Genomic DNA, 18,304 nt, shown 5'->3' with positions numbered 1-18,304 from the left:
ATCCTGGCCGGGCGATCGACGTAATCGACCACCTGCGCGAGGAGCACCACGTCATGACTGCCCCCGGTACCCCCATCGCCGTCATCACCGGAGCGAGCAGCGGAATCGGCGCCGCCACGGCCAGGCAGCTGGCCGCCGCCGGCTACCGCGTGGTCCTCACCGCCCGGCGCAAGGACCGCATCGAGGAACTGGCCGCCGAGATCAACGAGGCCGGCCACCAGGCCACCGCCTACGCCCTCGACGTCACCGACCGCACGGCCGTCGACGAGTTCGCCACCGCCTTCGGCACCCTCGCCGTCCTGGTCAACAACGCGGGCGGCGCCCTCGGCGCCGACTCCGTCGCCACCGGCGACCCCGCCGACTGGCGCCAGATGTACGAGGTCAACGTCATCGGCACGCTGAACATGACCCAGGCCCTGCTCCCGGCCCTGACCGCGAGCGGCGACGGCACGGTCGTCGTCCTCTCCTCGACCGCCGGCCACTCCACCTACGAGGGCGGCGCCGGCTACGTGGCCGCCAAGAACGGCGCCCGCGTCATCGCCGAGACCCTCCGCCTGGAGATCGTCGGCACCCCGGTCCGCGTCATCGAGATCGCCCCCGGCATGGTCAAGACCGACGAGTTCGCCACCACCCGCTTCCGCGGCGACACCGACAAGGCCGCCAAGGTCTACGCGGGCGTGGCCGACCCCCTGACGGCGGACGACGTGGCCGACACCATCACCTGGGCCTGCACCCGCCCCCCGCACGTCAACATCGACCTCCTGGTCGTCCGCCCCCGAGCCCAGGCCTCCAACACCAAGGTCCACCGCGAGCTCTGAGCACACGGGTCCGCGCACACGGGTCCGAGCACACGAGAGGGGCCGGCGCACCGCACCGGCCCCTCTCCCCTGCTCGCACCCCCGTGAACGAGCGACTCAACCCTTCACACAGATGACCTGCTTCAGCTTGGCGACGACCTCCACCAGGTCCCGCTGCTGATCGATGACCTTCTCGATCGACTTGTACGCGCCCGGGATCTCGTCCACGACGCCGGAGTCCTTACGGCACTCCACACCCCGCGTCTGCTCCTCCAGGTCCTGCGTCGAGAAGCGCCGCTTCGCCGCGCTCCGGCTCATCTTCCGGCCGGCACCGTGCGAGGCCGAGTTGAACGACGCCGCGTTGCCCAGACCCTTCACGATGTACGAACCCGTCCCCATCGAGCCCGGGATGATCCCGAACTCCCCGGAGCCGGCCCGGATCGCACCCTTCCGCGTGACCAGCAGGTCCATCCCCTCGTACTGCTCCTCCGCCACATAGTTGTGATGGCAGGAGATGACCTGGTCGAAGGTCACCCGGGCCTTGCGGAACTCCCGGCGGACGACCTCCTGGAACAGCGCCATCATGATCGCGCGGTTGTACTTCGCGTACTCCTGCGCCCAGAACAAGTCGTGCCGGTAGGCCGCCATCTGCGGCGTGTCCGCGACGAACACCGCCAGGTCACGGTCGATGAGACCCTGATTGTGGGGCAGCTTTTGAGCTTCACCAATGTGAAACTCTGCAAGTTCCTTACCGATGTTCCGCGAGCCCGAGTGCAGCATGAGCCATACTGAATCGGATGTATCGACACAGAGCTCCACAAAATGGTTGCCCGATCCAAGCGTTCCCATTTGCAAAGCGGCGCGTTCGCGACGGAACTTGACCGCATCCGCCACCCCGTCGAACCGCGACCAGAAGTCGTCCCAGCCCGACGTCGAGAACTGGTAGAGCCGCCCCGGCTCCACCTCCGACCGGTGCAGGCCCCGGCCCACCGGGATCGCCTGCTCGATCTTCGACCGGAGCCTCGACAGATCGCCCGGCAGGTCGTTCGCCGTCAGCGAGGACTTGACCGCCGACATGCCGCAGCCGATGTCCACCCCCACCGCCGCCGGACAGACCGCGCCCTGCATCGCGATCACCGAGCCGACCGTCGCGCCCTTGCCGTAGTGCACGTCCGGCATCACGGCGAGGCCCTTGATCCACGGCAGCGTCGCCACGTTCTGCAGCTGCTGCATGGCACCGCCCTCCACCGTGGCGGGGTCGGCCCACATCCTGATGGGTACTTTCGCCCCAGGCACCTCTACGTACGACATACTTCCTCGATTCCCCCGAAAAGTCTGATAACGCAAAAACCGGCGCCAAAGCCCGTACAGGTGACAGCGGACCGGCATCAACAGCTGCGTGTGCGATAGACATTGTGTCCATCGGCCGGGTTCGCGCGGCAAACAGTTTTCGGGAAAGACCTCGGGAGAAGGGAGCCTGGGAGCGTGCAGCGAAAGAGGTACACCCCCGGCCGCACCGGGTCCACGGCTCGTACCGCCGTCGTCCTCACACTCGGCCTCGGCCTCGGAATCGGCCTCACCGGCTGCTCGGCAGGCACCCCGGCCGACGACATCACCGTCGACGCCAAGGCCGGCCCCGCCGCGCCCGTCGCGCCCCCGGGCCGCTACCGCACGCTCTTCGAGCCCTGCGGCGCCGTGCCCCAGGCCACGCTCAAGGACCTGCTCCCGGGCGCCGCCGCCCTGGCCGACCCCGAGCGCGACAAGGCGTACCGCGGCGTCGCCGCCGTGACGTACGACACCGACCGGCGCGTCGGCTGCACGTGGAAGGCCGACACCCCGGACCTCTCGCACCGGCTCGTGCTCGACATCGAGCGGGTGGTCTCGTACGACACCGCCGTCAGCGACGACGACCGGGCGCAGGAGGTCTACGTCCGCAAGCAGCTCGCGGCGGGCATCCCGCTGCCCCCGACCGCCCCGCCGACGACCGCCCCGCCGACCGCGACGCCGACACCCCCGGGCACCGCCCCGGCGACCGGGCAGGCCCCGGGCAAGACCCCGTCGGGCACCGCCCCGGCAGGCAGCGCGCCGACGGGCAAGCCCCCGGCGGACGCCACCACCGGCACCACTCCCCCGGCCGGCGGCGGCAGCGCCACCGCGCCCGCCACCGGAGCCACCCCCGCCGGCCCCACCTCGACCGGCCTCGAACCCCGCGTCCTCGACAGCCTCGGGGACATCGCGTACCTCGACGACGCGCTGAGCACGGTCGGCGCGAACGGCCACCAGCGCGCGATCAGCGTGGTGTTCCGCACATCCAACGTCATCGTGACCGTCTCCTACCAGGAACAGACCACCGGTTCGGCCGAGGCCCCCGACAGCGGGGAGCTGCAGGAAAAGGCCCGGAACCTGGCCCGGTTGCTCGCCGAGCGCCTGGAGGAGTAGCCGCCCGCATCCGCTCCGTGAGCGGACGGACACCACGTAACGTGTCGGCGTACCCGTGGCCCCACGCCGTGGCCGTACCCGTGGCCGCCGGACCCACCGGCCGGACCGTACGACAAGCGACTGAAGGAACCATGCAGCGAACAGCTCCGCGACTCACCCGCATACTCGCCTGCGCCGCCGTCCCGGTGATGCTCGTCGTCGCCGGCTGCTCCTCGGACTCCGGCGACGGCGGCTCCGGCGCGACGGGATCGAAGGACAAGGCCGGCGCGTCGACGTCCGTCACCCCTTCGCCCTCGCAGACGACGAAGACGGTCGAGCCGGCGAAGTTCGCGAAGCTGCCCGAGGCCTGCAAGGCGATCGTCGCGAAGACGACGTCCTCGCTCGTGCCCAAGGCGAAGACCAAGAAGGGCACGCCGGCCGCCTCCAGCGACCTCACCAGCCGTAGCGGCTGCTCGTGGAACGGTCTCGACGACAAGGGCGTGAAGGGCTCGCAGTACCGCTGGCTCGACGTGTCCTTCTACCGGTACGAGTCGGACGCCTCGCTCGGCAGCGGCCAGGAGCGCGCGCAGGAGAACTTCGCGAAGGAACTCGCCAAGATCGAGGAGACTCCGGGCGCGAAGAAGCTCCGCACGACGACGGCCGCGGGCGTCGGCGACGAGGCGAAGTCCGTCGCGTACCAGCTGCGCAAGACGAACGAGGACTTCGTCTACAACTCCGTCGTGGCGCGGACGGGCAACGTACTGGTGCTGCTCTCGTACAACGGCGCCGGGTACGCGGGCGCGTCCACCCCGTCGGAGAAGACGGTCATGAGCGGCGCGCTGAAGGCGGCCAAGGAAGCGGTGGCCGCGGTCGCCGCCGCCAACAAGTAGTCCCACCAGCGGTCCCGGCAATTGACCGGGGCAATTTAGTCCCACCAACTAGTCACAAACCAGCACAGAGTGGCACGTCTGCGCGGAGCCCGTCCCTCCCCCGAGGGCCGGGCTCCGTATGCATGTGCCAGTCTGTGCGCGCGAGATGTCGAATGACGGGGAGGGGATCGCGGGTGGCCGCGATGCAGCTGACACGCACACACCGGATACTCATCGGCCTCGTCATCGCCGGTGCGTTGATCATCGCGGGGATCGGTTTCGCGGGTTCGTACGCCGCCGTGCGCGAGCTCGCGATGAACAAGGGCTTCGGCACCTTCTCCTACTTCTTCCCGATCGGCATCGACGCAGGCATCTGTGTGCTGCTCGCCCTCGACCTGCTGCTGACGTGGCTGCGGATCCCGTTCCCGCTGCTGCGGCAGACCGCCTGGGTGCTGACCGCGGCGACGATCGCGTTCAACGGCGCGGCCGCCTGGCCCGACCCCCTGGGCGTCGGGATGCACGCGGTGATCCCGATCCTGTTCGTCGTGGCCGTCGAGGCCGCGCGGCACGCCGTGGGCCGGATCGCGGACATCACGGCGGACAAGCACATGGAGGGCGTCCGGCTGACCCGCTGGCTGCTCTCCCCCGTGCCGACGTTCCGGCTGTGGCGGCGCATGAAGCTGTGGGAGCTCCGCTCGTACGAGCAGGTCATCAAGCTGGAGCAGGAGCGACTGATCTACCAGGCGCGTCTCCAGGCCCGCTACGGCCGGAACTGGCGCCGCAAGGCGCCCGTGGAGGCGCTGATGCCGTTGCGGCTCGCGCGCTACGGGGTGCCGCTGGCGGAGACGGCCGCGGCGGGCCTCGCGGCGGCCGGCATCGAACCGGCCGTCCTGCCCCCGCAGCCCCAGGGCGCCGCGCAGCAGCTCCCTCAGCAGATGTCGCAGCAGCCCCAGCTGCAGTCGGCGGCGCAGGCACCCCTGCCGCAGCAGCTGCCGCAGCCGGGACAGCCGCAGCCCCAGCAGCAGCTGCCCCAGGGCCAGGGCCCGATGCAGAGCCGGCAGGTGCAGGGCCAAGGCCAGCTGCAGGCCCCCGGCGAGCCCCCGAATCACGACAGCCCGTGGTTCCAGTCGCCGCAGCTTCCGTCGGAGGCGCACGAGACGGCCTTCGCCCCCCAGTACGTCGAGGGTCTGGAGCCGACCGCGGTCGCCGTCCCGCTCGGCCCGGAGGACCTCCCGCTCCCCGGCCTCGGGCAGGAGCAGGGCGTCGAGAGCTTCGAGGAGTACCCGGAGTACGTCGACCCCGAGCCGGTCGACGACTTCGAGGAGACGGTCTACAAGCTCGCGTGGGGCTACTCCCACGAGAACAAGGCGTTCCCCGCCGAGGGCGAGCTCCAGCGGCTGGTGGCGGACCACTACGGCCTCCAGGAGTTCCCGGACACCGATCTGCTGCGCCGGCTGGCCCCCAGGATCGAGCAGCGCATCCAGCAGGAGATGGCCGACTTCGACACCCCCTGACACACCCGAAGCCATGGGAAAGGGCCGCCACCCGGCATCCGGGTGGCGGCCCTTTCACACACTCGACTCACCGACGCACGCTCACGCGCCGAGCAGCTTCCTCACCCGGTCCGCGCCCACGGCGAGCAGTAGCGTGGGCAGTCGCGGCCCGGTCTCCCGGCTGACCAGGAGCTTGTACAGCAGGGCGAAGAACGCGCGCTGCGCGAGCTTCAACTCGGGCGTCGGCTTGGCCTCGGGGTCGAGACCGGCCATGACCTTCGGGACGCCGTAGACGAGCGTGGTGAGCCCGTCGAGCGACCAGTGGCTGTCGAGGCCCTCCAGGAGCAGGCGGAGCGACTCGCGGCCCTCGTCGTCCAGGGAGCCGAGGAGCTCGGCGTCGGGCGCCTCGCGGACGATGGTGCGCTGGTCGGCCGGGACCTGGCTGGTGATCCAGTTCTCGGCGCGGTCGAGTCGCGGCCGGACCTCGTCGAGGGAGGTGACCGGGTTCTCGGGGTCGAGTTCGGTCAGGATCCGCAGGGTCTGCTCGTCGTGGCCGGCGGTGATGTCCATGACCGAGGCGAGCGTGCGGTACGGGAGCGGGCGCGGGGTCCGCGGCAGCTCACCGGCGGCCGTCCGGGCGGCGCGGGTGTGGGCGGCGGCGTCGGCGGGCAGCACGGAGCCGTCGGCGACCTTGGCCTCCAGCTTGTCCCACTCGTCGTAGAGCCGCTGGATCTCCTGGTCGAAGGCGATCTTGAAGGACTGGTTGGGCTTGCGGCGCGCGTACAGCCAGCGCAGCAGCGGCGCTTCCATGATCTTCAGGGCGTCGGCGGCGGTGGGGACGCCACCGCGCGACGAGGACATCTTGGCCATGCCGCTGATGCCGACGAAGGCGTACATCGGGCCGATCGGCTGGACGCCGTCGAAGATGTCGCGGACGATCTGGCCGCCGACGACGAACGACGAACCGGGCGAGGAGTGGTCGACGCCCGAGGGCTCGAAGATGACGCCCTCGAAGGCCCAGCGCATCGGCCAGTCGACCTTCCAGACCAGCTTGCCGCGGTTGAACTCGCTCAGCTTCACGGTCTCGCCGAAGCCGCAGTTGGTGCAGGTGTAGGCCAGCTCGGTGGTGTCGTCGTCGTACGAGGTGACCGTGGTCAGGTCCTTCTCGCACTGCCCGCAGTACGGCTTGTACGGGAAGTAGCCCGAGGAGCCGCCGGAGCCGTCGTCCTCGCTCGCCGCGCCGGAGCCCTCCTCGGCCTCCAGCTCGGCCTCGTCGACCGGCTTCTGCGACTGCTTCTTCGGCGCCTTCTTCGTCCGGTACTGGTCGAGGATGGCGTCGATGTCGCCGCGGTGCTTCATGGCGTGCAGGACCTGCTCGCGGTAGGTGCCCGCGGTGTACTGCTCGGTCTGGCTGATCGGGTCGTACTCGACGCCCAGCTCGGCCAGCGCCTCGACCATGGCGGCCTTGAAGTGCTCGGCCCAGTTCGGGTGGGGCGAGCCGGCGGGGGCCGGAACCGAGGTCAGCGGCTTGCCGATGTGCTCGGCCCAGGACGCGTCGATGCCGTCGATGCCGTTGGGCACCTTGCGGTAGCGGTCGTAGTCGTCCCAGGAGATCAGGTGCCTGACCTCGTGCCCGCGGCGGCGGATCTCGTCGGCGACCAGATGCGGGGTCATGACCTCGCGGAGGTTGCCGAGGTGGATCGGGCCGGACGGAGAGAGGCCGGAGGCGACGACGACCGGTTTGCCAGGCGCACGTCGCTCCGACTCGGCGATGACCTCGTCCGCGAAACGGGAGACCCAGTCGGTCTCTGTGCTGCTCTGAGCCACGGTCGGTACGTCCTTCTTCCTGGTGGGGTTCTGCCTGAGGGCCCTACGTGAGCCATTCTCCCAGACGGAAGAGCACTCTCCGAGGTTGTCCACAGGCGGGGAAATCACGTTGCGCGCCCATGGGACACTTGACAAGCGATTTAGACGCGCAGAACTCCCCGAACTCAACAGGAACGGAAGCTCATGGCCTCGGTCCCTTCCCTCGCTTCGACCGTGCAGCAGCGCCTCGCGGACGGCCTCTCGGCAGCCCTGCCGGACGCCGCGTCCGCCGACCCGCTGCTGCGACGAAGCGACCGGGCCGACTTCCAGGCCAACGGCATCCTGGCACTGGCCAAGCAGCTCAAGGGCAACCCGCGTGAGCTGGCGACCCGGGTCGTCGCCGCGATCCCGGAGAACGACGTCCTGGCGGAGATCGAGGTGTCGGGCCCCGGCTTCCTGAACATCACGGTCACGGACGCGGCGATCGTGCGGACCCTCGCGGCCCGCGCGGCCGACGCCCGGCTCGGCGTGCCGTTCAACGAGTCGGCGGGCACGACGGTCATCGACTACGCCCAGCCGAACGTGGCGAAGGAGATGCACGTCGGTCACCTGCGCTCCGCCGTGATCGGCGCCGCGATGGTCGAGATCCTGGAGTTCACCGGCGAGAGCGTCGTCCGCCGCCACCACATCGGCGACTGGGGCACCCAGTTCGGCATGCTCATCCAGTACCTGATCGAGCACCCGCACGAGCTGGACCACAAGGCCGAGGACGGCGCCGAGGTCTCCGGTGAGGAGGCCATGTCGAACCTGAACCGGCTCTACAAGGCCTCGCGCGCCCTCTTCGACTCCGACGAGGAGTTCAAGACCCGGGCCCGCGCCCGCGTGGTGGACCTGCAGGCCGGCGACGAGGAGACGCTCGCGCTCTGGCAGCGGTTCGTCGACGAGTCGAAGATCTACTTCTACTCGGTCTTCGACAAGCTCGACATGGACATCCGGGACGGCGACGTCGTCGGCGAGTCCGGCTACAACGACATGCTGGTGGAGACCTGCCGCATCCTGGAGGAGTCGGGCGTCGCCGTCCGCTCCGAGGGCGCGCTGTGCGTGTTCTTCGACGACGTGAAGGGCCCGGACGGCAATCCGACCCCGCTGATCGTCCAGAAGTCCGACGGCGGCTTCGGCTACGCGGCGACGGACCTGTCCGCGATCCGCGACCGGGTGCAGAACCTGAAGGCGACGTCCCTGCTGTACGTGGTCGACGCCCGTCAGTCGCTGCACTTCAAGATGGTCTTCGAGACGGCCCGCCGGGCCGGCTGGCTGAACGAGGACGTGAAGGCCGTCCAGCTGGCCTTCGGCACGGTCCTCGGCAAGGACGGCAAGCCGTTCAAGACCCGTGAGGGCGAGACGGTCCGGCTGGTGGACCTGCTGGACGAGGCGATCGACCGGGCCTCGGCCGTCGTCCGCGAGAAGGCCCTGGACCTCACGGAGGAGGAGATCTCCGAGCGCGGTACCCAGGTGGGCATCGGCGCGGTGAAGTACGCGGACCTGTCGACCTCGGCAGCCCGCGACTACAAGTTCGACCTGGACCAGATGGTCTCGCTGAACGGCGACACCTCGGTGTACCTGCAGTACGCGTACGCCCGTATCCAGTCGATCCTCCGCAAGGCGGGCGACGCCAAGCCGGCCGCCCACCCCGAGCTGGCCCTGGCTCCCTCCGAGCGCGCTCTCGGCCTGCACCTGGACGCCTTCGGCGAGCTGATCGCCGAGACGGCCGCGGAGTACGCCCCGCACAAGCTGGCCGCGTACCTCTACCAGCTGGCCTCGCACTACACGACGTTCTACTCGGAGTGCCCCGTCCTCAAGGCGGACACCCCGGAGCAGGTGGAGAACCGCCTCTTCCTGTGCGAGCTGACCGCCCGCACCCTGCACCAGGGCATGGCGCTCCTGGGCATCAGGACGCCCGAGCGCCTCTGACGCTCCGAGGCGAAGCCCCTGGTACGGATCACCGTGCCGGGGGCTTCGTCGTCAACGGATGGTGTGCGAGGTCCGGCCCGACACCTCGTCGATCTCCGTGTGGGCCTTCTGGAGCAGCTGGGAGGCGAGGTCCATCAGCGCGCGTGCGCCGGCGATCTCCTCGCCCACCCTCAGCTGGTCCGGGTCGGAAGGGTGACGGTTGGCGGTGCCGTGGGCCCGGAACTCGGTCCCGTCGGTGAGCCGGACCATGGCCGCGGCCCGCGTCCGGTCGCCTTCTTCCTTGAACTCCATCTCCACATGCCATCCGACAAGCGTGTGCATCATGAGGACCACCTCCAGCGAGGTACCTGTCGGCTACCTCTCCAGGGTGCGCCGCCCCGTGCCGCAACACCACTCGCTCCGGTTGTCAGTGGTGCCCCGTACGTTCTCCGCATGGCGATGATCCCGAACCAGCTGCCCAAGCTCGTCTCCGATCCGACCGGCCGTTCCCTCGGCCTCGACCTGCCGCCCGGCGCCCTCACCGGCCCGGCGGGCGCCCCGTACCTCTGGTCGGGACACGGCGCGGCGGGGCCCGCGGCCTGGAGCGCGCTGCGGCCCGCGGCCCGCACGGCGGGGCTGCTGCCCGTGCTGCTCGGCGGTGACTGGGGCCTGGACCGGTGGGAGCTGATGCCGGAGCGGATGAGCGACCCGGCCGACCACGACGCCGCCGAGGTCCTCGCCGAGTTCTGGGAGGCGAACGCGTCCGACGAGATACCCGGGAGCTCCGGCTGGCCGGGCCTGGCCCCGGAGCCGCCCCACGACTCGGACCCCGACAGGACGGCGGCCACCGTCGCCGAGATGCTGACGGAGCCGGGCTTCTGGCTGGAGGACGCCCGCCCGGCCCTGGTCCCGGCGCGGCGCAGCGCGGACATACCGGCGGTCATCGGCTGGACGGGACCGCTGAACCACGAGAACGACGTGGCGCGGCTGTGTGCGGTGCTGCGGTCCTGGGAGGACCGTTTCGGGGCCCGTGTCGTCGCGCTGACCTTCGACCAGCTGGTGGTCTCGGTGGCGGCCCCGCCCGGGACGGTGGAGGAGGCCGAGGCGGTGGCGGCGGAGCACTTCGCGTTCTGCCCGGACACCATCACCCAGGGCAGCCACGACGGACTGCGCAAGTACGCCCGGACGGGGCTGCTGGACAGCCCCGTCTGGACCTTCTGGTGGGACTAGCCCTGCCGCGGCCAGCCTCGCCGCGCCCCGGCTAGCCGCGCGCGGCGGACAGCTTCTGGGCGACCTCGGTGGCCCAGTAGGTGAGGATCAGCTGCGCGCCGGCCCGCCGGATGCCGGTCAGGGTCTCGAAGATCGCCCGGTCCCGGTCGATCCAGCCCTTCTCGGCGGCGGCCTCGACCATCGAGTACTCACCGCTGATCTGGTACGCGACGACGGGCACGTCCACGGACTCGGCGACCTTGGCGACCACGTCGAGGTACGGGCCCGCCGGCTTGACCATCACCATGTCGGCCCCCTCCTCCAGATCGAGGGCGAGCTCGCGCAGGGACTCCCGCAGGTTGGCGGGGTCCTGCTGGTAGGTCTTGCGGTCGCCCTGGAGGGAGGAGCCGACGGCCTCGCGGAAGGGGCCGTAGAAGGCGGAGGAGTACTTCGCGGTGTACGCGAGGATCGACACGTCCTCCTTGCCGATGGTGTCCAGGGCGTCGCGGACGACGCCGACCTGGCCGTCCATCATTCCGGAGGGGCCGACGACGTGGACGCCGGCGTCGGCCTGGACCTGGGCCATCTCGGCGTAGCGCTCCAGCGTGGCGTCGTTGTCGACGCGGCCGTCGGCGTCGAGGACGCCGCAGTGGCCGTGGTCGGTGAACTCGTCGAGACAGAGGTCGGACATGATCACGAGCTCGTCGCCGACCTCGGCGCGGACGTCCCGGATGGCGACCTGAAGGATCCCGTCGGGGTCGGTCCCGGCCGTTCCCGCCGCGTCCTTCTTCTCGTCCTCGGGCACGCCGAAGAGCATGATCCCGGAGACCCCGGCCTCCACCGCCTCGGCCGCGGCCTTCCGCAGGGTGTCGCGGGTGTGCTGGACGACCCCGGGCATGGCCTGGATCGGCACGGGCTCGGTGATCCCCTCGCGCACGAACGCGGGGAGGATCAGGTCGGCGGGATGCAGCCGCGTCTCGGCCACCATCCGCCGCATGGCAGGCGTCGTCCGCAGCCGCCGCGGCCGCGCCCCGGGAAAGGATCCGTACGAGTTCATGACCCCGAGGCTACGCCCGCCCGAAGAGTGCTTTTACCGACCACTTGTGGGCATGCGCTCCCGCCTCCGCTGCGGGACACGACACGCACTCCCGCACCACCAGGCCCTGCAAGCCGAAGGGGCGGGGCCCGAGTAAGGCCCCGCCCCGAAGAAGCACCCGACTACGTGGTCCGCCGTCGCCTGGCGCCAGGACGCCGCTCACTGGGCCGGGTCACAGGATCCCCCGCCTCAAGCGCAGCCTCCCGCCGCCGCAGCCCGAAGTCCGCCAGCGCCTCGGCCAGCTTGTGCACGGACGGCTCGGGCGACAGCACGTCCACCCGCAGCCCGTGCTCCTCGGCGGTCTTGGCCGTGGCGGGACCGATGCACGCGATCACGGTCACGTTGTGCGGCTTCCCGGCGATGCCGACCAGGTTCCGCACGGTCGAGGACGACGTGAAGAGAACGGCGTCGAACCCGCCCCCCTTGATCGCCTCCCGCGTGTCCGCCGGCGGCGGCGAAGCCCGTACGGTCCGGTAGGCGGTGACGTCGTCGACCTCCCACCCGAGCTCGATGAGCCCCGCGACCAGCGTCTCGGTCGCGATGTCGGCCCGCGGCAGGAAGACGCGGTCGATCGGGTCGAAGACCGGGTCGTACGGCGGCCAGTCCTCGAGCAGACCGGCCGCGGACTGCTCCCCGCTCGGCACCAGGTCCGGCTTCACACCGAAGTCGACGAGCGCGGCGGCCGTCTGCTCGCCCACCGCCGCGACCTTGATGCCGGCGAAGGCACGCGCGTCGAGCCCGTACTCCTCGAACTTCTCCCGCACCGCCTTGACCGCGTTGACCGAGGTGAAGGCGATCCACTCGTAGCGTCCGGTGACCAGGCCCTTGACGGCCCGCTCCATCTGCTGCGGCGTGCGCGGCGGCTCGACGGCGATGGTCGGCACCTCGTGCGGCACGGCGCCGTACGAACGAAGCTGGTCGGAGAGCGACGCGGCCTGCTCCTTGGTGCGCGGCACGAGCACCCGCCACCCGAAGAGCGGCTTCGACTCGAACCACGACAGCTGGTCCCGCTGCGCCGCGGCGCTGCGCTCGCCGACCACGGCTATGACCGGCCGGTGGCCCTCGGGCGAGGGGAGGACCTTGCCCTGCTTGAAGACCTGGGCGATGGTGCCGAGCGTGGCGTTCCAGGTCCGCTGCCGGGTGGTGGTGCCGCCGATGGTGACGGTGAGCGGGGTGTCCGGCTTACGGCCGGCCGCCACCAGTTCACCGGCGGCGGCGGCCACCGAGTCGAGCGAGGTGGACACGACGACGGTGCCGTCGGAGGCGCCGACCTCGGTCCAGCACCGCTCGTCGGCGGTGCGGGCGTCGACGAAGCGCACGTCGGTGCCCTGCGCGTCACGCAGCGGCACACCGGCGTACGCGGGTACGCCGACGGCCGTGGCCACGCCGGGCACGACCTCGAAGGGGATGCCCTCGGCGGCGCAGGCGAGCATCTCGGCTCCCGCGTTGCCGTCGAGGCCGGGGTCGCCGGTCACCGCACGGACGACCCGCCTGCCGCCCCTCGCGGCCTCCATGACAAGATTGGCCGCATCCCTCAACACGGGGACACCGGCGGTTGTTGACGCCTCGTCAACAACCGTCAGCTCCGGCGTGCTCACCCCCGCGCGCGCGTGGCACCGAACGACCTCGAGCACCTCCGGCTCGGCGATCAGGACATCCGCTCCGGCGAGGGCCTCGACGGCCCTGAGGGTCAGGAGTCCGGGGTCACCGGGTCCTGCGCCGAGGAATGTGACGTGCCCATGGCCTGCAAAAGCCGGGGACAGCGGGCTGGTGGTCGGGCTGGTGGGGTTCAAAGTGCTCGCTCCCCCATAAGACCGGCCGCACCCTTGGCGAGCATCTCGTCCGCGAGTTCGCGTCCGAGCGCCATGGCCTCGTCGTGCGAGGTGGGTACGGGTCCGGTGGTGGACAGCTGCACCAGCGTCGAGCCGTCGGTGGTGCCGACGACGCCGCGCAGGCGCATTTCGGTGACAACCTGCCCGTGACCGGGGTCGTCGGCCAGCAGGTCGGCCAGCGCACCCACAGGTGCGGAGCAGCCGGCCTCCAGGGCGGCGAGCAGGGATCGCTCGGCGGTCACGGCGGCCCGGGTGAGCGGGTCGTCGAGCTCGGCGAGCGTGGCGACGAGTGCGGCGTTGGACGCCAGGCACTCGATCGCCAGGGCCCCCTGGCCGGGGGCGGGCAGGACGGAGTCGACCGACAGGTGGTCGAGCGACAGGGAGCCGGTGAGCTCCGCCGTCCCGCCGATGCGGTTGAGGCCTGCCGCGGCGAGAACCACCGCGTCCAGTTCTCCGCTGCGTACGTAGCCGACCCGGGTGTCGATGTTGCCCCGGATCGGGACGCAGGTGATCTCCAGGCCGTGATTGCGCGCGTACGCGTGGAGCTGGGCCATGCGTCGCGGCGAACCGGTGCCGATCCGAGCGCCCTGGGGCAGCCGGTTCAGCGTCAGGCCGTCGCGGGCGATCAACACGTCGCGCGGGTCCTCGCGCTCCGGGATCGCGGCCAGCACCAGGTCGGGGTGCTGCGCGGTCGGCAGGTCCTTCAGGGAATGGACGGCGAAGTCCACCTCGTCGGCGAGCAGCGCGTCCCGCAGCGCGGCGACGAAGACGCCGGTGCCGCCGATCTGCGCGAGGTGCTCCCGGGAGGTGTCCCCGTACGTCGTGATCTCCACGAGCTCGACGGGCCGGCCGGTCAGCTGCCGGACGGCGTCGGCCACGTGCCCGGACTGGGCCATGGCGAGCTTGCTGCGCCTGGTCCCGAGCCTCAGTGCCCTGTCGGTCATACTCGCCCTCGGTTCTTGACGTCGGCGTCATTCAGGTCGGCCCGGCTGACAGAAGCCACCGTCTCCGGGTCGAGGTCGAAGAGTGTCCGCAGCGCGTCCGCGTACCCGGCGCCGCCGGGCTCGCTCGCCAGCTGCTTGACCCGCACGGTCGGCGCGTGCAGGAGCTTGTCGACCACGCGGCGCACGGTCTGGGTGATCTCGGCGCGCTGCTTGTCGTCGAGGCCGGGCAGCCGGCCCTCGAGCCGGGCGACCTCGCCGGCCACCACGTCGGCGGCCATGGTGCGCAGGGCGACGACGGTGGGGGTGATGTGGGCGGCGCGCTGGGCGGCGCCGAAGGCGGCGACCTCGTCGGAGACGATGCCGCGCACCTGGTCGACGTCGGCGGCCATGGGCGCGTCGGCGGAGGCCTCGGCGAGCGACTCGATGTCGACGAGCCGGACACCGGGGATGCGGTGGGCGGCGGCGTCGATGTCGCGGGGCATGGCGAGGTCGAGCAGGGCGAGCGGGGTGCGGCGGCCCTGTACGGCGGTCTCGATGTCGGCCCCGGTGAGGACGAGGCCGGTGGCGCCGGTGCAGGAGACGACGACGTCGGCACGTGTCAGTTCGTCGCCGACGGCAACCATATCGACCGCGTGGGCGGTCACACCCGTGCCACCGGGCTCGCTCAGGATCTGTGCGAGCCGCTCGGCGCGGGCGAGGGTGCGGTTGGCGATGACGATCTCGGAGACGCCGGAACGCGCGAGCGTGGCGGCGGCGAGCGAGGACATCGAGCCGGCCCCGATGACGAGTGCCTTCTTGCCCTTGGCCCAGGTGTCGACGTCGGTGCCGTCGGCCAGCTGCTCAAGACCGAAGGTGACGAGCGACTGCCCGGCCCGGTCGATCCCGGTCTCGCTGTGGGCGCGCTTGCCGACCCTCAGGGCCTGCTGGAACAGGTCGTTGAGGAGGCGGCCGGCGGTGTGCAGCTCCTGGCCGAGGGCGAGGGCGTCCTTGATCTGGCCGAGGATCTGGCCCTCGCCGACGACCATGGAGTCCAGCCCGCAGGCCACCGAGAAGAGGTGGTGGACGGCCCGGTCCTCGTAGTGCACGTAGAGATAAGGGGTGAGCTCGTCCAGGCCGACGCCGCTGTGCTGCGCGAGCAGCGTGGACAGCTCGGCGACACCGGCGTGGAACTTGTCCACGTCGGCGTAGAGCTCGATGCGGTTGCAGGTGGCCAGGACGGTGCCCTCGGCGGCCGGTTCGGCGGCGAGGGTGTCCTGGAGGAGCTTGGCCTGGGTGTCCGCCGCGAGTGCTGCCCGCTCCAGGATGGAGACAGGGGCGCTGCGGTGGCTGAGGCCGACGACGAGGAGGCTCATGCCGGCATCACGGCGGGGACGTCCCCGTCGGGTCCCTTGCGGTTGCCGCCCGTGGCGCCACGGGGGGCCGGCGGCGCGACGGCCGCGGCGGTCTCCGCCTCGGCGCCCGCGTCGGCCTCGGCGTTCGACTCCTCGCCGGCCTTGCGCTGCTCGTGGAAGGCGAGGATCTGCAGCTCGATGGAGAGGTCGACCTTGCGCACGTCCACGCCGTCGGGCACGGAGAGCACGGTCGGGGCGAAGTTCAGGATGGAGGTGACTCCGGCGGCCACGAGCCGGTCGCAGACCTGCTGGGCGACACCGGCCGGGGTCGCGATGACGCCGATGGAGACGCCGTCCTCCTCGATGATCTTCTCGAGGTCGTCGCTGTGCTGGACGGGGATCCCGGCGACCGGCTTGCCGGTCATCGCGGGGTCGGCGTCGATCAGCGCGGCGACGCGGAAGCCACGGGAGGCGAAGCCGCCGTAGCCGGCGAGCGCGGCACCGAGGTTACCGATACCGACGATGACGACCGGCCAGTCCTGGGTGAGCCCCAGCTCACGGGAGATCTGGTAGACGAGGTACTCGACGTCGTAGCCGACACCACGGGTGCCGTAGGAGCCGAGGTAGCTGAAGTCCTTGCGCAGCTTCGCGGAGTTGACCCCCGCCGCGGCCGCGAGCTCCTCGGAGGAGACCGTGGGTACGGAGCGCTCCGAGAGCGCGGTGAGTGCGCGCAGATACAGCGGAAGCCGGGCGACGGTGGCCTCGGGAATTCCTCGGCTACGGGTCGCCGGTCGGTGAGTTCGGCCAGTTGCCACGGTGCTCCTGCGGGATGAGCGGGGCTGCAGGCGGCCATATGTCCCAAGACCGCCCCGTCGAATGCAGGCTATGTCTTTGTGAACGCGTGCACAAAGATGGTGTCCGTTTTGTCCGGCCAAAGTGACCGGGGTCACGCGGCTGGTTCGCATCGTCGTGGAACCGCGCGGCGCGTCAGCGCGTTGAGAACCCGAAGGGGGCAAAACCGCACACTCTCCTCACGACGCCGCCCCCGAAGCCCAACAAAACGTCCACGATGGTAGCCGTCTTTCGGTCACGCACCCAGTTCGCGCCGGAGCCGCCCGGCGTCGACACGCCAGAAGGTGTGCTGCTCCCCGTCGACCAGGACGACGGGAATCTGCTCCCAGTACGCCCGGTGGAGCTCCTCGTCCTGGGTGATGTCCTTCTCCTCCCAGCGTGCCCCCGTCTCCGCGCACACGGCCTCGATCACCGCGCGGGCGTCGTCACAGAGATGACACCCCGACTTGCCGATCAGCGTCACCGTGCGCGACCCGGCGTCCGTCTTCTTCTTCGTCCGTCCGAACATGACGTCCATTCTGTCCCGCCGGCCGCGCGGACCCCCACCACGACCGGGCGCACATGACACCGCCCGATTAACAGGGGAGCCCCACAGTGTTCACACCCCGGCATCGTCACAAGTCGGGAAGTACCGAACAGACTGGCTATGCTCACGGCATGGCCGCTCTGGGATGGCTCACCCCCCGTAGGCGCTCCGCCACCGCGCGCAGCGTCCTCGCAGGCGAGGCCGCTGCCGAGGCAGCGCGCAAGTCCTCGCTCCAGCTGGAACGGGAGCGGGAGGAGGCGGCGGCCACCGGGACCGCGGAGGCCGAGACACCGCCCGAGCCCGAGTTCCCGGTCGTCGGCGACGTACGGGCGGCCGCGTTCTTCGATCTCGACAACACCGTGATGCAGGGCGCCGCGATCTTCCACTTCGGCCGTGGCCTGTACAAGCGGAAGTTCTTCCAGCGCCGCGAACTCGCCCGCTTCGCATGGGCGCAGGCCTGGTTCCGGATCGCCGGCGTCGAGGACCCCGAGCACATGCAGGACGCCCGCGACAGCGCCCTGTCCATCGTCAAGGGCCACCGGGTCTCCGAACTGATGTCGATCGGCGAGGAGATCTACGACGAGTACATGGCCGACCGCATCTGGCCCGGCACCCGCGACCTCGCCCAGGCCCACCTGGACGCGGGCCAGAAGGTCTGGCTGGTCACGGCCGCCCCGGTCGAGACGGCCACGATCATCGCCCGCAGGCTCGGCCTGACCGGCGCCCTCGGCACGGTCGCCGAGTCCGTCGACGGCGTCTACACGGGCAAGCTGGTCGGCGAGCCCCTGCACGGACCCGCGAAGGCGGAGGCCGTACGGGCTCTCGCCGCCGCGGAGGGCCTCGATCTGAACCGCTGTGCGGCCTACAGCGACTCGCACAACGACATCCCGATGCTCTCGCTGGTCGGGCACCCGTACGCGATCAACCCGGACACCAAGCTCCGCAAGCACGCGAAGGCCCGGGACTGGCGGCTGCGCGACTACCGGACCGGCCGCAAGGCCGCGAAGGTCGGCATCCCGGCCGCCGCGGGCCTGGGCGCCCTGGCCGGCGGTACGGCGGCCGCGGTCGCCCTGCACCGCCGCCGCCACTGAGGCCCGCCGCCACTCCGTTCCTCCCCGGCGCGCCGGGGACCTGCCGATACGTTTCGGCTGCGATCGTCTGCGACAACCCCGGACCAGGCG

16 protein-coding genes are annotated in these 18,304 nt (G+C 70.9%); 7 read left to right on the top strand and 9 right to left on the bottom strand.

What is annotated here, in order from left to right; translation table 11 throughout:
- Positions 1-53 precede the first annotated feature (53 nt).
- The gene (locus OG259_RS23760) at positions 54-818 is read left to right on the top strand and encodes an SDR family NAD(P)-dependent oxidoreductase (RefSeq protein WP_328944092.1); all 765 of its coding nucleotides are present in this window, start codon (positions 54-56) and stop codon (positions 816-818) included.
- Positions 819-914: 96 nt separating this feature from the next.
- Here the strand turns inward: OG259_RS23760 and OG259_RS23755 are convergent, their stop codons facing one another.
- Complete coding sequence (locus OG259_RS23755) at positions 915-2,108, bottom strand: RtcB family protein (RefSeq protein WP_328944091.1); 1,194 nt, start codon at positions 2,106-2,108, stop codon at positions 915-917.
- 174 nt (positions 2,109-2,282) lie between these two features.
- Between OG259_RS23755 and OG259_RS23750 the strand changes: the two genes are divergently transcribed.
- The 3 genes from OG259_RS23750 (at position 2,283) to OG259_RS23740 (ending at position 5,598) form a co-directional block, all read left to right on the top strand.
- A complete protein-coding gene (locus tag OG259_RS23750) occupies positions 2,283-3,236 on the top strand; it encodes a DUF3558 domain-containing protein (protein WP_328944090.1) in 954 nt (317 codons plus the stop codon).
- Between the two features lie 131 nt (positions 3,237-3,367).
- Positions 3,368-4,105 carry a DUF3558 domain-containing protein gene (locus tag OG259_RS23745; RefSeq protein WP_328944089.1) on the top strand — a complete coding sequence of 246 codons (738 nt, stop codon included), beginning with the start codon at positions 3,368-3,370 and terminating at the stop codon, positions 4,103-4,105.
- Positions 4,106-4,278: 173 nt separating this feature from the next.
- Positions 4,279-5,598: a DUF2637 domain-containing protein gene (locus tag OG259_RS23740; protein WP_328944088.1), complete on the top strand. Its 1,320-nt coding sequence runs from the start codon at positions 4,279-4,281 to the stop codon at positions 5,596-5,598.
- 81 nt (positions 5,599-5,679) lie between these two features.
- Here the strand turns inward: OG259_RS23740 and lysS are convergent, their stop codons facing one another.
- The gene (lysS, locus tag OG259_RS23735) at positions 5,680-7,404 is read right to left on the bottom strand and encodes a lysine--tRNA ligase (protein WP_328944087.1); all 1,725 of its coding nucleotides are present in this window, start codon (positions 7,402-7,404) and stop codon (positions 5,680-5,682) included.
- A 183-nt stretch (positions 7,405-7,587) separates the two neighbouring features.
- Here lysS and argS point away from each other — a divergent pair, with 183 nt between their 5' ends.
- Positions 7,588-9,354, top strand: coding sequence for an arginine--tRNA ligase (argS, locus tag OG259_RS23730; protein ID WP_328944086.1), 1,767 nt, complete (start codon positions 7,588-7,590; stop codon positions 9,352-9,354).
- A gap of 51 nt (positions 9,355-9,405) precedes the next feature.
- Here argS and OG259_RS23725 read toward each other — a convergent pair whose 3' ends face one another.
- A complete protein-coding gene (locus OG259_RS23725; RefSeq protein WP_266900816.1) occupies positions 9,406-9,675 on the bottom strand; it encodes a DUF1876 domain-containing protein in 270 nt (89 codons plus the stop codon).
- Between the two features lie 111 nt (positions 9,676-9,786).
- On the opposite strand from OG259_RS23725, the gene OG259_RS23720 reads away from it, so the two are divergent.
- Positions 9,787-10,563 (top strand): DUF4253 domain-containing protein, encoded by a 777-nt coding sequence (locus tag OG259_RS23720; protein WP_328944085.1) that lies wholly within the window; start codon positions 9,787-9,789, stop codon positions 10,561-10,563.
- 31 nt (positions 10,564-10,594) lie between these two features.
- Here OG259_RS23720 and hemB read toward each other — a convergent pair whose 3' ends face one another.
- The 6 genes from hemB to OG259_RS23690 form a co-directional block, all read right to left on the bottom strand.
- Positions 10,595-11,599 (bottom strand): porphobilinogen synthase, encoded by a 1,005-nt coding sequence (gene hemB, locus OG259_RS23715; protein WP_328944084.1) that lies wholly within the window; start codon positions 11,597-11,599, stop codon positions 10,595-10,597.
- Positions 11,600-11,760: 161 nt separating this feature from the next.
- Entirely contained in the window at positions 11,761-13,431 is a 1,671-nt protein-coding gene (locus OG259_RS23710) for a uroporphyrinogen-III synthase (protein ID WP_266893137.1), read from the bottom strand.
- Positions 13,428-14,414 (bottom strand): hydroxymethylbilane synthase, encoded by a 987-nt coding sequence (gene hemC, locus OG259_RS23705; RefSeq protein WP_328944083.1) that lies wholly within the window; start codon positions 14,412-14,414, stop codon positions 13,428-13,430. The genes OG259_RS23710 and hemC overlap by 4 nt, the downstream gene beginning before the upstream one ends.
- Positions 14,411-15,766: a glutamyl-tRNA reductase gene (locus tag OG259_RS23700; RefSeq protein WP_328944082.1), complete on the bottom strand. Its 1,356-nt coding sequence runs from the start codon at positions 15,764-15,766 to the stop codon at positions 14,411-14,413. Before OG259_RS23700 ends, hemC begins: the two co-directional genes overlap by 4 nt.
- Positions 15,763-16,560 (bottom strand): redox-sensing transcriptional repressor Rex, encoded by a 798-nt coding sequence (locus OG259_RS23695; RefSeq protein ID WP_328944081.1) that lies wholly within the window; start codon positions 16,558-16,560, stop codon positions 15,763-15,765. Before OG259_RS23695 ends, OG259_RS23700 begins: the two co-directional genes overlap by 4 nt.
- A 272-nt stretch (positions 16,561-16,832) precedes the next feature.
- Positions 16,833-17,114 (bottom strand): glutaredoxin family protein, encoded by a 282-nt coding sequence (locus tag OG259_RS23690; protein WP_328944080.1) that lies wholly within the window; start codon positions 17,112-17,114, stop codon positions 16,833-16,835.
- A gap of 140 nt (positions 17,115-17,254) precedes the next feature.
- Between OG259_RS23690 and OG259_RS23685 the strand changes: the two genes are divergently transcribed.
- Positions 17,255-18,214, top strand: coding sequence for an HAD family hydrolase (locus OG259_RS23685; RefSeq protein WP_328944079.1), 960 nt, complete (start codon positions 17,255-17,257; stop codon positions 18,212-18,214).
- Positions 18,215-18,304: the final 90 nt, after the last annotated feature.

It is taken from the genome of Streptomyces sp. NBC_00250 (genome assembly GCF_036192275.1).
Classification (GTDB): domain Bacteria; phylum Actinomycetota; class Actinomycetes; order Streptomycetales; family Streptomycetaceae; genus Streptomyces.
This window is presented reverse-complemented; position numbering and strand designations above follow the sequence as displayed.

Coding starts and splice junctions, on each gene's coding strand:
- OG259_RS23755 (WP_328944091.1), bottom strand. CDS start 2,108: ATGTCGTACGTAGAGGTGCCTGGGGCGAAAGTACCCATCAGGATGTGG.
- OG259_RS23690 (WP_328944080.1), bottom strand. CDS start 17,114: ATGGACGTCATGTTCGGACGGACGAAGAAGAAGACGGACGCCGGGTCG.
- hemC (WP_328944083.1), bottom strand. CDS start 14,414: ATGACCGACAGGGCACTGAGGCTCGGGACCAGGCGCAGCAAGCTCGCC.
- OG259_RS23685 (WP_328944079.1), top strand. CDS start 17,255: ATGGCCGCTCTGGGATGGCTCACCCCCCGTAGGCGCTCCGCCACCGCG.
- OG259_RS23720 (WP_328944085.1), top strand. CDS start 9,787: ATGGCGATGATCCCGAACCAGCTGCCCAAGCTCGTCTCCGATCCGACC.
- OG259_RS23745 (WP_328944089.1), top strand. CDS start 3,368: ATGCAGCGAACAGCTCCGCGACTCACCCGCATACTCGCCTGCGCCGCC.
- OG259_RS23700 (WP_328944082.1), bottom strand. CDS start 15,766: ATGAGCCTCCTCGTCGTCGGCCTCAGCCACCGCAGCGCCCCTGTCTCC.
- OG259_RS23760 (WP_328944092.1), top strand. CDS start 54: ATGACTGCCCCCGGTACCCCCATCGCCGTCATCACCGGAGCGAGCAGC.
- argS (WP_328944086.1), top strand. CDS start 7,588: ATGGCCTCGGTCCCTTCCCTCGCTTCGACCGTGCAGCAGCGCCTCGCG.
- OG259_RS23725 (WP_266900816.1), bottom strand. CDS start 9,675: ATGCACACGCTTGTCGGATGGCATGTGGAGATGGAGTTCAAGGAAGAA.
- hemB (WP_328944084.1), bottom strand. CDS start 11,599: ATGAACTCGTACGGATCCTTTCCCGGGGCGCGGCCGCGGCGGCTGCGG.